Origin of the sequence: Kitasatospora cineracea (assembly GCF_003751605.1) — a bacterium.
Taxonomy (GTDB): domain Bacteria; phylum Actinomycetota; class Actinomycetes; order Streptomycetales; family Streptomycetaceae; genus Kitasatospora; species Kitasatospora cineracea.
Genome location: NZ_RJVJ01000005.1, coordinates 50,807 through 64,342 on the forward strand (window position 1 = coordinate 50,807; position 13,536 = coordinate 64,342).

Consider the following 13,536-nt stretch of genomic DNA (forward strand, 5'->3'; position numbering starts at 1 on the left):
CTTCGTCCTCGCCCGACCTCGACTGTTAGGCTTGCGAAACGTGAGCGCGAAGCCCAAGATCCCCAATGTCCTGGCCTCCCGGTACGCCTCGGCGACCCTGGCCCAGCTGTGGTCCCCCGAGCACAAGGTGGTCCTGGAGCGCCACCTGTGGCTGGCCGTCCTCAAGGCGCAGCAGGACCTCGGCATCGAGGTGCCGCCCACCGCGATCGCCGACTACGAGCGGGTGATCGACCAGGTCGACCTGGCGTCCATCGCCGAGCGCGAGAAGGTCACCCGGCACGACGTGAAGGCCCGGATCGAGGAGTTCTCCGAGCTCGCCGGGCACGAGCAGATCCACAAGGGCATGACCTCGCGCGACCTCACCGAGAACGTCGAGCAGCTGCAGATCCGCCAGTCGCTGGAGCACGTCCGCGACCGCACGGTGGCCGTCCTGGTCCGCCTCGGCCGTCTCGCCGCCCAGTACGGCGAACTCGTCATGGCCGGCCGCTCGCACAACGTCGCCGCCCAGGCCACCACCCTCGGCAAGCGCTTCGCCACCGCCGCCGACGAGGTGCTGGTCGGCTACGTCCGCCTCGAGGAGCTGATCGCCCGCTACCCGCTGCGCGGCATCAAGGGCCCGGTCGGCACCGCCCAGGACATGCTCGACCTGCTGGGCGGCGACGCCGACAAGCTCGCCGAGCTGGAGCGCCGGGTGGCCGGCCACCTCGGCTTCGAGAACGTGTTCACCTCGGTCGGCCAGGTCTACCCGCGCTCGCTCGACTACGACGTGGTCTCCGCCCTCGTCCAGCTCGCCGCCGGCCCGTCCAGCCTGGCGAAGACCATCCGCCTGATGGCCGGCCACGAGCTGGTCACCGAGGGCTTCAAGGCCGGCCAGGTCGGCTCCTCGGCGATGCCGCACAAGATGAACACCCGCTCCTGCGAGCGCGTCAACGGCCTGGCCGTCATCCTGCGCGGCTACGCCTCGATGACCGCCGAGCTCGGCGGCGACCAGTGGAACGAGGGCGACGTCTCCTGCTCCGTGGTGCGCCGGGTCGCGCTGCCGGACGCCTTCTTCGCCTTCGACGGCCTGCTGGAGACCTTCCTGACCGTCCTCGACGAGTTCGGCGCCTTCCCCGCCGTCATCGAGGCCGAACTGGACCGCTACCTGCCGTTCCTGGCCACCACCAAGGTCCTGATGGGCGCGGTCCGGGCCGGCGTCGGCCGGGAGACCGCGCACGAGGTCATCAAGGAGCACGCGGTGGCCGCCGCGCTCGCCATGCGCGAGGGCGCCCGCGAGAACACCCTGGTGCCCGCGCTGGCCGCCGACGAGCGCATCCCGCTGGACCGCGCCGCCCTCGACGCCCTGCTGGCCGACCGCCTCTCCTTCACCGGCGCCGCCGCCGCCCAGGTCGGCGAGCTCGTCCGCCGGATCGAGCAGGTCGCCGCGGACCGCCCGGAGGCCGCCAAGTACGCCCCCGGCGACATCCTCTGACGACCCGTCAGCCGCCGCGCGGCCCGTCCCGGAACACCTCCGGGGCGGGCCGCGCCCGGTTTCCGCGGGAGGCGGGGCCCGCCGCGCCGCCCGGGGGAGGGAATCGGCCCGAAGTCGGGGTCGGGCGGCGGCCGGGCGGGGTACACCGGAAGTGTCCGTCACTGCGGGGACGGTGAGGACGCCGACGGCGGCGGTGCCCAGCACAACCGGAGAGCCAGCCATGCGAGCCACCAAACAGTCGGCCGGCGCCCCCACCGGTGCCGCCGCCCCCAGGGCCGGGATCAGCGTCGCCTACGTCGGCCTGTGCGGAGCGGCCGACCTGCTGCTCTCCGGCGCCCTGGCCAGACTCCTGGCCGGCACCGCCGCCGGCCTCCTCCCGCTGCTGCTCTTCCTGGCCTTCTTCCTCCCCCTCGGCGCCCTCGCCCTGCTCGGCGCCCCACCGGCCGACCGCGCCGCCACCCGCCTGCTCGCCCGCGCCGGCCACCCCGACCCGGACGGCCCGCCCGCCGACTAGGCCCTGTCCGGCAAGATGGGCCGGACAGGGCCTAGGCGGCCCGGTGCCCGGGATCGTCCGGGTGGATCGGGGGCGTGGTCGGGGCGCAGTACCAGTCGCAGTCGGGTTCGGCGACCGGGTGCGGCGGGGCCAGGGCGTCGGAGCGGACGGTGGCGAGGGCCAGGGCGGCGCCGGCGGCCAGCAGGGCGGCGCAGATCAGCATCGCGGTGCGGAAGGCGGAGTCCACCTCGGCGGGGACGCGGTAGGCGTCGCCGGTCAGGCCGGCCAGCGGGGGGATCGCGGCGACCGCGAACAGGCCGGCCGCGCGGGCGGCCGCGTTGTTGACGCCCGAGGCGATGCCGGCCCGGCGGACGTCCACGGCCGCCAGCACGGTCGCGGTCAGCGGGGCGACCAGCAGCGTCATCCCGGCGCCCTGCACGGTGACCGCGGGCAGCACGTCCAGCCAGTAGTCCGCGTCCGGCCCGATCCGCAGCATCAGCAGCACCCCGGCGGCCACCACCAGCGGCCCCACCGTCAGCGGCAGCCGCGGCCCCACCGCCCGGCCCAGCCGTCCGGCCCGGCCGGAGAACAGCAGCATCAGCACGGTGATCGGCACCAGGGCGACCCCCGATAGCAGCGGCGTGAACCCGGCGACGATCTGCAACTGCACCGTCAGCAGCAGGAACACCGCGCTGAACGCCCCGTACACGCACAGCGTGACCAGGTTGACCGAGGTGAACAGCCGGGAGCGGAACAGCGACAGCGGCAGCATCGGGTTCGCCGAGCGGTGCTCGACCAGCACGAACGCCCCCGCCAGCGCCAGGCCCGCCAGACCGGCCGCCAGCGCGCCCGGGGTCAGCCCCGCACCGGCCTCGGTCAGCGCGTAGGTGATCCCGGCCAGGGCCAGCGCCGCGAGCAGCGCGCCCAGCACGTCGAAGCGCCCCGAGGCGTCCGCGTCCCGGCTCTCCGGCACGTGCCGGGCCGTCACCGCGACCACCACCGCGGCCAGCGGCAGGTTCAGCAGGAAGATCCACCGCCAGCCGGGGCCGTCCACCAGCCAGCCGCCCAGGAACGGGCCGACCGCCGCCGCCACCCCGCCGAGGCCCGACCAGGCCCCCACCGCGCCCGCCCGGTCCTCCTCGGCGAACACCGCCTGCAGCATCGCCAGCGAACCGGGCGTCAGCAGCGCGCCCCCCACGCCCTGCAACGCCCGTGCCAGCACCAGCAGTTCGACGTTGGGGGCGGCCGCGCACCCGGCCGAGGCGAGCGCGAACCAGCACACCCCCAGCAAGAACACCCGCCGCCGCCCGTACCGGTCGCCCAGCGACCCGCCGAGCAGGATCAGCGCCGCCAGCGTCAGCATGTACGCGTTGACCGTCCACTGCAGCGCCGACAGGCCCGCGCCCAGGTCCTCGCCGATCCGCGGCAGCGCCACGTTCACCACCGTGCCGTCCAGCATCGCCATGCCGGAGCCCAGCGCCGTCGCCGCCACCACCCACCGGCCGCGGCCGGTGCCGAGGCGGATCCCGTTGTCGTCCACGCTCCGAGTCTCCGGCAGGAAGGGCCGCGGCGGGAGTGCGGCGCGCAGGTGACGGCCGGTCAGGGCGGCCCGGCCGGGGCAGTCGGTCCGGTCGGAGCAGTCCGGTCAGGGCAGCAGCGCGCCGCGCTGCCAGGGGCGGGCGGTGGCCGGGGTGACGACGCCCAGGTCGGTGAAGAACTCCATCGCCTTGCGGGCCCAGTCGACCCGGGCCTGCCGCCAGTGCGGGTTGGCCGCGGCGGCCCGGCGGGCCTCGGCCGGGTCGAGCCCGGCCAGCGCGTACACCCGCGGGTGCACGATCTCGGCCACCGACTGCCGGGCCAGCAGCGCCAGCGCCCGCCGGAACACCGCCCGCCGGGCCGGGGTCATCGCCGCCCAGCGCCGCTCCAGCTCCGGCTTGGCGTAGCCGATGTGCCGGGCCTCCTCGACCACGTGGATCCGGGCCACCGAGCGGGCCAGCGGCTGCAGCGACTCGTCCCGGACCATCTCGCGCTGCATCGCGTCGGTGAACTCCTCGACGAAGATCGCCCCGGCGAAGGTCATGGTGGTGTCGTTGAGCAGGAAGTGCAGCTTGCCGAGGCGGTCCGCGCGCCGGGTCGGCCGGGCCGACGGGTAGCCGGTCGCGGTGATGTAGCGGGCGAACATGGTGGAGTGCCGGCACTCGTCGGCGACCTCGGTCAGCGCGTACTGCGCGTGCCCGGTGGTCAGGTCGCCCGCGTAGACGTGCCGGATCAGGCCCTCCATCAGCACCAGTTCGAACCAGATCCCGGCGGCCGTGGTGGAGGCGAACTGGTGCACGCTCAGCTGCGCCCGCTGCCGCTCGTCCAGCCGCTCCCACAGCGGGGTGCCGTAGAGCGCGACGCGGTGGGCGGGCAGCGCGTAGTGGTCCGGGTCGAGGGGCGCGGACCAGTCGATCTCGGTGAGCGGGTCGTGGGAGTGCTTGGCGGAGGCCCGCAGCAGGCGGGCGGCGTTGAGCTCGCGGTCGGCGTTGCGCTGCCGGGCGGCGCCCTGCGGCGGGACGGCGGTCCGGGACGGGGCGGCGGGGCTCTGCGGCGGGGTGGCGGTGTCGGACACGGGCGGGCTCCGGAGGGTGGGGGGCGACGGGGGCTCCAGGAGGAGTAAACCAATGAGACAGACTGTCAACAAGGGGCTCGGGCAGATCGGCCCGGGCGGATCGGCGGCGGCGGGCCCGCCCGCGTGCGGCCCCGCCCGGCCCCGCGCAGACTGGCCGCATGGACCCGGTCACCGCCCTGGAGCGCATCGCCTTCCTGCTGGAGCGCGAACTGGCCTCCCCCCACCGGACCAAGGCGTTCCGCGCCGCCGCCGGGGCCGCCGCCGCGCTGCCCCCCGGACCGGTCTCCGCCGCCGAGGCCGAACGCCTCCCCGGCGTCGGCCCCGTCACCGCCCGGGTGATCGCCGACGCCACCGCCGGCCGCACCCCCCAGTACCTGCTGGAGACCGAGGCCCGCGCCGCCGCCGGACCGGCCCCCTTCGCCGCCGCGCTCCGGCTGCGCGAGAAGCTCCAGGGCGACTGCCACCTGCACTCCGACTGGTCCGACGGCACCGTCCCGGTCGAACGGATGGCCCGCACCGCCCGCTCCCTCGGCCACCACTGGGCCGTCCTCACCGACCACTCGCCCCGCCTCACCGTCGCCCACGGCCTCAGCGCGGAGCGCCTGCGCGAACAGCTCGACCTGGTCGAGGAGCTCAACGGCCGGCTCGCCCCGTTCCGGCTGCTCACCGGCATCGAGTGCGACGTCCTCCCCGACGGCGGGCTCGACCAGGACGAGGACCTGCTCGGCCGTCTCGACGTGGTGGTCGCCTCGGTCCACTCCGAACTGCGGACGGAACCCGACGCGATGACCCACCGCCTGCTCGCCGCCGTCCGCAGCCCGCTGGTCGACGTCCTGGGCCACTGCACCGGCCGGCGGCTCGGCGACAAGCCCCGCCCGCCGTCCGCGTTCGACGCCGAGGCCGTCTTCACCGCCTGCCGCGAGCACGACACCGCGGTCGAGATCAACTGCCGCCCCGACCGCCAGGACCCGCCCGACGACCTGCTCGCCCTCGCCGCCGACCTGGGCTGCCTGTTCGCCGTCGACACCGACGCGCACGCGCCCGGCCAGCTGGACCGGCAGATCGACGGCTGCGAACGGGCCGCGGAACTCGGCCTGGACGCGGAACGGGTGATCACGGCGTGGTCGGTGGACCACCTGCTGGCCTGGGCGGGGGCGCGCTGAGGGGCTGTCAGTGCCGGCCGGTAGCCTGCCCGGATGACTGACGTTCAGGGTGTGGCGAGGATCAGGCCGGCGGCGTTCCACGCGGCGGACGGGACGGGGGACTGGCGGGTGCTGGGGGAGGGGGCGTGCGCGTTCTTCCGGACCGGGTCGTTCGGGGCCGGCGCGCAGCTGGTCGGCGCGATCGGGGCGGCCCTCGCGGGCGTCGGCGAGGCGGACGTCGACCTGCGGCCGGAGGGTGTGACGGTCCGGCTGATCGAGGCGGGCGAGGAGTACTACGGCCTGACGGAACGCCACGTCGAGCTGGCCCGCCTGGTGTCCGGCGTCGCCCGGGAGCTCGGTGCGGTCGCCGAGCCGGCGGGCGTGCAGACCGTCCAGGTCACGGTCGACGCGCTGGAGCTGCCCGCCGTGGTCGCGTTCTGGCGGGCGCTGCTCGGCTACCGGGACCGCTCCGGCAGCCCGGAGGACCTGCTCGACCCGGCCCGCCGCGGCGCGCCGTTCTACTTCCAGCAGATGGACGGGCCCCGCCCTCAGCGCAACCGGGTGCACGTGGACGTCTGGGTGCCGCACGACCTCGCCGAGGCCCGGATCGCCGCCGCGATCGCGGCCGGCGGCCGCCTGGTGACCGACGAGCACGCGCCGAACCACTGGGTGCTGGCCGACCCGGAGGGCAACGAGGCGTGCGTCGGGGCCGCGGGCGCGGCCGGCTGACGGGCGCTCAGGCGGCCTCGACCAGGCGCTCGCGCAGCCCGGCCAGGGTGTCGTCCTTCAGGCCGAGGCCGGCCCGGGCGTAGCTCTCGGCGTCGCCCCAGTACTCGGCCAGGGCGTCCAGCGCGGCCGCCAGGTACTCGGCCCGGACGGAGAACACGGCGTCCGCGACCTCCGGGTCGCCGCCCGCCGCCAGGAAGCGCTCCACCAGCGGGGCGTAGTGCGCCCGCACCGCCGGGTCGACGGACAGGTACTCGGTGCGGACGGTCTCCTCGTCCGCGCCGAGCAGCAGCAGGACCAGGGTGGCGCCCCAGCCGGTGCGGTCCTTGCCCGCCGTGCAGTGGAACAGCACCGGGCCGCCGCCCCGGTGGGCCAGCGCGGTGATCAGCTGCTTGTACGCCTGCCGGGCGGAGGCCGAGGTGACGAACGCCCGGTAGTCCTCGCGCAGCGCTTCCGCCGCCCGGCCGCCGCCGAGCATCCGGTTCGCGCCGGACGGGTCGGCCAGCGCCGCCGCCAGGGCCGCCGCCGCGCCGCTGCCCGCCCCGTCGGCGAGCACGTCCGCGACCAGCAGGTGCGCGCCGCCGGGGACGCGGTCGGGGAAGGCGGCGCGTTCGGCGGCGGTGCGCAGGTCGATGACGGTGCGCACGCCCAGCGCGTCGAACATCGGGTCGGCGGCCGGGTCGAGCCGGTCCAACTGGCCCGAGCGCAGCGCCAGTCCGGGCCGGACCCGGGCGCCGCCGGGCAGATCGATGCCGCCGAGGTCGCGCAGGTTGGCGACGGTGGCGGAGTCCACGAGGTGCGAGTGCTGCATGACGGCCTCCCTGCCGACGGTCCCGGGGGAAACGGGCGGACCTTGCCAGCACGCTAGGCGCGCCCCGGGCGGGTCGCCCCCGGAGTACCCCCGCCCGGGCGGACGGCTGCGGCGCCCGGGGGAGCGCACGACCGGCGCGCCGTGCCGCGCGCGCCCCGTTGATTGACGCGCCGTCAGCGGGCAGGGTGTGGGCAGCGCCCGGCCCCGCCGGGGCCGGACGGCGGCAGGCGCGAGGAAGGGACGGAACCCCCGGATGGCAGCGAGGATCCTGATCATCACCGGTGACGCGGCGGAGTCGCTGGAGGTGTTCTACCCGTACCAGCGGCTGCTGGAGGAGGGCTACCAGGTCGACATCGCCGCGCCGACCAAGAAGACCCTGCAGTTCGTGGTGCACGACTTCGTCCCGGGCTACGACACGTACACCGAGAAGCCCGGCTACACCTGGCCCGCCGACCTGGCGTTCGCGGACGTCGACCCGGCGCAGTACGCGGCGCTGGTGCTGCCCGGCGGCCGGGCGCCCGAGTACCTGCGCAACGACCCGGAGGTGCAGCGGATCGTCGCCGCGTTCTTCGAGGCGGACAAGCCGCTGGCGCAGATCTGCCACGGCCCGCTGATCCCGCTGCGGACCGGCGCGCTGGCCGGGCGTCGCACCGCCGCGTACCCGGCGCTGGAGCCGGACGTGGCGGCGGGCGGCGCGGACTTCGTGGACGGCGGCGCGGTGGTCGACGGCACGGTGGTCTCCGCCCGGGCCTGGCCGGACCACCCGACCTGGATGCGGGCGTTCGTCGAGCTGCTGCGCGAGAAGGCCCCGGTCGAGTAGCCGCCCGGGGTGTCGGCTTGCCCGGCGGCCCGGGGCGGGCAAGCGTGGACCCCATGGCAGCTCACCTCGACGGACCGGACCTGCTCGCGCTGCACGGCCGGGCCCTGGACCACTTCGGCGCACTGGTCCGCGCCGTCCCCGCCGACGGCTGGCGGGGGCCCACCCCGTGCACCGACTGGACGGTGCGGCAGCTGGTCGGCCACCTGACGGCCGAACAGCTGTGGGTGCCCGACCTGCTGGCCGGTGCCACCGTCGCCGAGATCGGCGACCGCCACGACGGCGACGTGCTCGGCGACGACCCGTTCGCCGCCTGGACGGCCGCCGCCGGGGCGGCCCGGGTCGCGTTCGCCGAGCCGGGCGCGCTGGAGCGCACCGTGCAGCTCTCGTACGGCGCGCGGCGGGCCGCCGGGTACGCCCGGGAGATGACGGTGGACGCGATCGTGCACGGCTGGGACCTGGCCCGGGGGATCGGCGCCGACGACCGGATCGACCCGGCCGCCGCCGAGTTCGCGCTGGCCGAACTCGCCCCGCAGGCCGACTCGTTGGCCGCCTCCGGGCTGTTCGCCGACCCGGTGCCGGTACCGGAGGGCGCGGACGCCGCGACCCGGCTGCTGGGCCTGGTCGGCCGCGACCCGGCGCGGCCGCTGGGCTGAGCCGGGGCCGGGTCAGCGGCGGGCGCGCACCCCGTCCAGGGCGATGGCGAGGACCCGGTCGCGCTGGCCCTCCTCCGGGAAGGCCACCGAGGTGATGCCGGAGACCATCCGCAGCAGGTCCTCGATGCTCATGTCGGGGCGGGCCTCCCCGGCCCGCTGGGCGCGTTCGAGCAGCGGGGTGCCGCCGGAGTACATGGACTGCAGGCAGGCCAGGAAGATGTCCGACTCCTCGCCCGCCATGGCCTCGCGGATCGCGCGCTTGGTGGTCGCGTAGTCGACGAAGCGGCGCAGCCAGGTGGTCAGCGCCTCCCACGGCGGCAGGTCGGAGACCTGTCCGGCGACCCGGACGAGGTCGTCGACCTCGGCGGCGTACACCGCCTCGAACAGGTGCCGGCGGGTGGGGAAGTTGCGGTAGAGGGTGCCGATGCCGACGCCGGCCCGCCGGGCGATGTCCTCCAGGGAGGCCTCGGCGCCGTGCTCGGCGAAGGCGTCGCGGGCGGCGGCGAGCAGCGCGTCGAAGTTGCGGGCGGCGTCCGCGCGGCGCGGGCGCTGGGCGGCGAGGAACTCGCTCACCACGATCTGATCCGGCACGGGGGACCTCGTTCTCGACGCATCCGGACGGGCGGGGCGGTGGGGGATGCGGGCGGCCGGGCGAACGGGGGTCGTTCGGGTGGTGTTCGGGTGGCGCCCGGGGGTTGTTCGGAGGGAATCGCGGAACCGGATTGAACCGGAGGCATGCCTCCGCTAATCTGGAGGCATGCCTCGACTTTAGCACCGGGGCCCCGACTTCGACCCGCCGCACACCGGCGGACCGGCCGCTTCGCCGTACCCACCGCCCGCGCCACGACGCAGGGCGACCGTCCGGCATCGCACGCGCACCACGCCCGTCCCCTGCCCGCCCCGTCCACGCCCGGCCGCCCGGCCCGGCGGCGCCGACGCGCCGTTCGAGCCGCGTTCGACCGCTGCCTGCTCTCCTGCCGTGGCACGCACCCCGCCCCCCGCGTGCCCGCCCCGAGTCCCGAGAGGGTTCGATGAACCGCCAATCCCCCCGCCTGACCTTCGGCGTGCTCGCCGTCGGCGCCGGCGTGTACGCCCTGCTCCAGTCGCTGATCACGCCCGCCCTCCCGATCGTCCAGGAGGAGATGCACACCACGCAGTCCACCGTCACCTGGATCATGACGGCCTACCTGCTCTCCGCCTCCGTCTTCACCCCGATCCTCGGCCGGGTCGGCGACCTGGTCGGCAAGAAGCGCACCCTGGTCGCCGCCCTGGTCGCGCTGCTGGTCGGCTGCCTGGTCGCCGCCCTCGCGCCCAACATCACCGTGCTGATCGTCGCCCGGGTGATCCAGGGCATCGCCGGCGCGCTGTTCCCGCTCTCCTTCGGCATCATCCGCGACGAGTTCCCGCCCGGACGGGTCTCCGGCGGCATCAGCAACATGTCCGCGGTGATCGCCGTCGGCAGCGGCCTCGGCATGGTCCTGGCCGGGCCGATCGTCGGCGCCCTCGACTACCGCTGGCTGTTCTGGCTGCCCGTCATCGTGCTGGTCGGCACCATCGCGCTCGCGCACCGCTACGTCCCCGAGTCGCCGCACCGCAGCGAGGGCAGCGTCGACTGGTTCTCCTCCGTGCTGCTCTCCGGCTGGCTGGTCGCCCTGCTGCTGCCGGTCAGCCAGGCCTCCCAGTGGGGCTGGGGCTCGGCCAAGGTGCTCGGCCTGCTCGCCCTCGCCGTCCTGCTGTTCGCCGCCTGGATGGTCAACGAGTCCCGCTCCCGCAACCCGCTGATCGACCTGCGGGTGATGCGGCTGCCCGCCGTGTGGACCACCAACACCGCGGCCCTGCTGTTCGGCGGCGGCATGTACGCCGTGTGGGCCTTCCTCCCCGGTTTCGTGCAAATGCCCTCCAGCGCGGGCTACGGCTTCGGTTCCAGCGTCACCGGCGCCGGACTGCTGATGCTGCCGATGGTCGCCGCCATGTTCGTGGCCGGCGTGCTCGGCGGCCGGCTGGCCGGCCGCTTCCCCGCCAAGGCCCAGCTGGTCACCGGTGCACTGCTCGGCTCGGCCGCCTGCGCGCTGCTCGCCGCCCGGCACGGCAGCCCCGCCGACGTCGCGCTCGCCGCGGGCGTCTTCGGCCTCGGCATCGGACTCGCCTTCGCCTCGATGAGCAACCTCATCGTGCAGGCCGTCCCCGCCGCCCAGACCGGCGCCGCCACCGGCATGAACGCCAACATCCGCACCATCGGCGGCTCGATGGGCGCCGCCCTGATGACCGGCCTGGTCACCGGCCACCTGCAGGCCGACGGCCGCCCCGCCGAGAGCGGCTACACCCAGGGCTTCGCCCTGCTCGCGGCGTTCTGCCTGGCCGCCGCGCTGGCCGCGGTGCTCGTCCCGGCCCGCCGGGCCGCCGCCCGGGCCGTCCCGGTGGAGGCCGCCGCCGCGGAGCGCACCGAGCTCGCCGCGGTCCGGGGCGAGACGGTCGGCGGCTGAGCGCGGGCGGGTGGCGAAGGGGACCCGAACCGCGGGCCGGGCGGCCGGAGGTGACACCTCGTCACCCCTCCGGCCGCCCGGCCGCGCCGCGTCGTCCCGCGCCGCGTCACTCCGTTGGGCTCACCGGTGCTTCAGCCAGCTCATGGCGCTGGTCGGCCGCCCGCTGTAGTCGAACAGCGCCTGGTTCTCCCACGCGTCCCCGGATGCGGGATCGGTCGGGTCCCAGCCGTTGCCCGCCACGGCCGTCCAGGTGGGCTCCCAGTAGAAGACACCCAGGCCCCGGCCGTTCGGCACCGCCTCCACCACGTTCATCACGTCCCGCAGGTTGGCGGCCTGCCCGGCCTGGGTGGCGGGGTAGCCGGCCACCAGCTGGGAGGAGGTGGCGATGTTGTTCTCCAGCGCGTCGCCGTTCGCCAGCGTGAAGGCGTACGCGGTCTCCGCGACGAACACCTGCTTGCCGTAGCGGGCCGCCACGTCGTCCAGGGTGGTCTGCAGGTCGCTCAGCGGGCCGTGCCAGTAGCCGTAGTACGAGAGCCCGATCAGGTCGAACGGCACCCCGTACGAGACCGCGTTGTCGAAGAACGCCCGGGCCCCGGCGTCGTCGCCGCCCTTCGCCAGGTGCAGCGCGACCCTGGTCGAGGAGCTCACCGCCTTCGCCGCGTTCGCGCCCTGGGCGAGCAGTGCCGCCAGGTCGGACCAGTGGGCGGTGGAACCCTCGCTCCACAGGATGCCCGCGTTGATCTCGTTGCCGATCTGCACCATGTCGGCGGTGGTGCCCTGCGCCTTCAGCGCGTTCAGCACGTCGTAGGTGTGGTTGTAGACCGCCGACTTCAGCTGCGCCAGCGAGTAGCCGGACCAGGCGGCGGGCTTGGTCTGCTTGCCGGGGTCGGCCCAGCTGTCGGAGTAGTGGAAGTCGATCAGCAGGCCCATACCGAGCGCCTTGGCGCGCTTGGCCATCGCCAGGACCTTGGCCTTGTCGTTGTAGCCGTCGGCCGGGTTCACCCAGACCTTCAGGCGCACGTAGTTCGCGCCGCTGGAGTGCAGGATGTCCAGCGCGTCACCGGTGCTGCCGTCCGCCCACCGGTAGACGCCGCCCTTGTCCTCGCTCTTCTTCAGCGTGGAGACGTCCACGCCGCGGGCCGCCACGCCGGTGCTGCCGGGGGCGAAGGACAGGTCGTCGACGTTGATCCAGTTCCCGGCGTTGGCGTCGGAGTCGATGCTGATCGTGCACTGGCCGCCGGTCACCTTGACCGAGGTGACCAGCCGGATCCAGGCGCCGTTCGGGGTCGGCGGCAGGTCGGTGCGCTGCTCGGCGGAGCCGCAGTTGCGCAGCGCCAGGTAGGCCGAGTTCTGCCCGCCGCTGGAGCGGACCCAGGCGGTCAGCGTGTAGCTGCCGTTGGCCAGCCCGGACAGGTACTGGTAGGTCTCGACCTTGTACGCGGCGGCCGCGTAGTGGGTGAGCCGGTAGGAGCCGCTGTGGCCGCCGGCCTCGGTGTACGAGGCGCCGTTCTGTCCGGCGGCCGAGTAGACGGACCAGCCGGCGGGGGTGGCCGTCCCGGTGCCGCCGGTCTCGAAGCCGGCGTTGGTGAGGGTACTGGCCGCCCGGGCCGCGGTGGGGAGGCCGGCGACCACGGAGGTGGCGAGCGGGAGCGCCGCCGCGGCGGTGACGAGCGCGCGCTTGAACGCCGGGGTGAATGCCTGGGGCATCGTCGTCCTTGGCAGGAGAGTGGGGGAGTGGTGGTGTGAACGTACACAGCAGTTATCTGCCGTGTTTCGCCATAGATAACCCCAAGGTTCGGTGAGGCTGCAAGCAGTCGGCGCCATTTTCTTGTGAACGTTCACAACTCGCCGGGCGGGCGGCCGCGGGTCGGTCCGCGGCCGCCGGCCGACGGGCTCAGCAGTCGCGCAGCTCGGGCGACTGGTTCAGCAGCTGGGCCCGGGGCGAGGTGAACTCCCGGTAGGCGTCGGTGTGTTCGGCGTGCGGGTGGAAGGCCGCGAGGCGGTGGCAGTTCTGGAAGGCCAGCTTCACCGAGAAGTGCCGCTCCAGGGCGCCGCGGATCGAGTCGCTGGCCAGCGCGCGCAGCAGCTGGGCCCGCTCCGCCTCGCTCGGGGCCGCCGTGTTGTCGGCGAACTCGGCGTCGCTGAACGCGAGTTCGGCCGTCAGGTCATTGACCAGGCGGTAGGCGTAAGGCAGCGAGGTGCGGACGGTGGCGAGGAAGTCGGCGTCGGCGACCTCGTCGCGCTCGGCCAGGGCGAGCAGGGAGGGGGAGACGTCCAGCGACATGGCGGATCGGGCCTTCCGGGTTAGTGGTAGTGGAAGTCGTTT

The 13,536-nt window shown here is 74.9% G+C and carries 13 protein-coding genes; 7 read left to right on the plus strand and 6 right to left on the minus strand.

The window, feature by feature from the left end:
* Positions 1–40: 40 nt before the first annotated feature.
* The gene (gene purB, locus EDD39_RS38345) at positions 41–1,471 is read left to right on the plus strand and encodes an adenylosuccinate lyase (protein WP_123564246.1); all 1,431 of its coding nucleotides are present in this window, start codon (positions 41–43) and stop codon (positions 1,469–1,471) included.
* 220 nt (positions 1,472–1,691) lie between these two features.
* Entirely contained in the window at positions 1,692–1,985 is a 294-nt protein-coding gene (locus EDD39_RS38350) for a hypothetical protein (RefSeq protein ID WP_030461582.1), read from the plus strand.
* Positions 1,986–2,016: 31 nt separating this feature from the next.
* Here EDD39_RS38350 and EDD39_RS38355 read toward each other — a convergent pair whose 3' ends face one another.
* Entirely contained in the window at positions 2,017–3,504 is a 1,488-nt protein-coding gene (locus EDD39_RS38355) for an MFS transporter (protein ID WP_244257535.1), read from the minus strand.
* 105 nt (positions 3,505–3,609) lie between these two features.
* Positions 3,610–4,575, minus strand: coding sequence for an AurF N-oxygenase family protein (locus tag EDD39_RS38360; protein ID WP_244257536.1), 966 nt, complete (start codon positions 4,573–4,575; stop codon positions 3,610–3,612).
* 158 nt (positions 4,576–4,733) lie between these two features.
* Between EDD39_RS38360 and EDD39_RS38370 the strand changes: the two genes are divergently transcribed.
* The gene (locus tag EDD39_RS38370) at positions 4,734–5,738 is read left to right on the plus strand and encodes a PHP domain-containing protein (RefSeq protein WP_123564249.1); all 1,005 of its coding nucleotides are present in this window, start codon (positions 4,734–4,736) and stop codon (positions 5,736–5,738) included.
* Positions 5,739–5,771: 33 nt separating this feature from the next.
* Positions 5,772–6,446, plus strand: a complete 675-nt coding sequence (locus EDD39_RS38375) for a VOC family protein (protein ID WP_162870364.1) — start codon at positions 5,772–5,774, stop codon at positions 6,444–6,446.
* 7 nt (positions 6,447–6,453) lie between these two features.
* Here EDD39_RS38375 and EDD39_RS38380 read toward each other — a convergent pair whose 3' ends face one another.
* The gene (locus EDD39_RS38380; RefSeq protein WP_123564250.1) at positions 6,454–7,254 is read right to left on the minus strand and encodes a tyrosine-protein phosphatase; all 801 of its coding nucleotides are present in this window, start codon (positions 7,252–7,254) and stop codon (positions 6,454–6,456) included.
* Positions 7,255–7,507: 253 nt separating this feature from the next.
* Between EDD39_RS38380 and EDD39_RS38385 the strand changes: the two genes are divergently transcribed.
* Entirely contained in the window at positions 7,508–8,074 is a 567-nt protein-coding gene (locus EDD39_RS38385) for a DJ-1/PfpI family protein (protein ID WP_123564251.1), read from the plus strand.
* A gap of 53 nt (positions 8,075–8,127) precedes the next feature.
* Positions 8,128–8,727 carry a TIGR03086 family metal-binding protein gene (locus EDD39_RS38390; RefSeq protein WP_123564252.1) on the plus strand — a complete coding sequence of 200 codons (600 nt, stop codon included), beginning with the start codon at positions 8,128–8,130 and terminating at the stop codon, positions 8,725–8,727.
* A gap of 12 nt (positions 8,728–8,739) precedes the next feature.
* Here EDD39_RS38390 and EDD39_RS38395 read toward each other — a convergent pair whose 3' ends face one another.
* Positions 8,740–9,318 (minus strand): TetR/AcrR family transcriptional regulator, encoded by a 579-nt coding sequence (locus tag EDD39_RS38395; RefSeq protein ID WP_162870365.1) that lies wholly within the window; start codon positions 9,316–9,318, stop codon positions 8,740–8,742.
* A 440-nt stretch (positions 9,319–9,758) separates the two neighbouring features.
* On the opposite strand from EDD39_RS38395, the gene EDD39_RS38400 reads away from it, so the two are divergent.
* The gene (locus EDD39_RS38400) at positions 9,759–11,210 is read left to right on the plus strand and encodes an MFS transporter (RefSeq protein ID WP_244257537.1); all 1,452 of its coding nucleotides are present in this window, start codon (positions 9,759–9,761) and stop codon (positions 11,208–11,210) included.
* Positions 11,211–11,330: 120 nt separating this feature from the next.
* On the opposite strand, the gene EDD39_RS38405 is transcribed toward EDD39_RS38400, so the two are convergent.
* Both EDD39_RS38405 and EDD39_RS38410 read right to left on the minus strand, forming a co-directional pair.
* Positions 11,331–12,917, minus strand: coding sequence for a glycoside hydrolase family 53 protein (locus EDD39_RS38405; protein ID WP_123564253.1), 1,587 nt, complete (start codon positions 12,915–12,917; stop codon positions 11,331–11,333).
* Between the two features lie 187 nt (positions 12,918–13,104).
* Positions 13,105–13,494: an SCO5389 family protein gene (locus tag EDD39_RS38410; protein ID WP_123564254.1), complete on the minus strand. Its 390-nt coding sequence runs from the start codon at positions 13,492–13,494 to the stop codon at positions 13,105–13,107.
* Between the last annotated feature and the right edge of the window lie 42 nt (positions 13,495–13,536).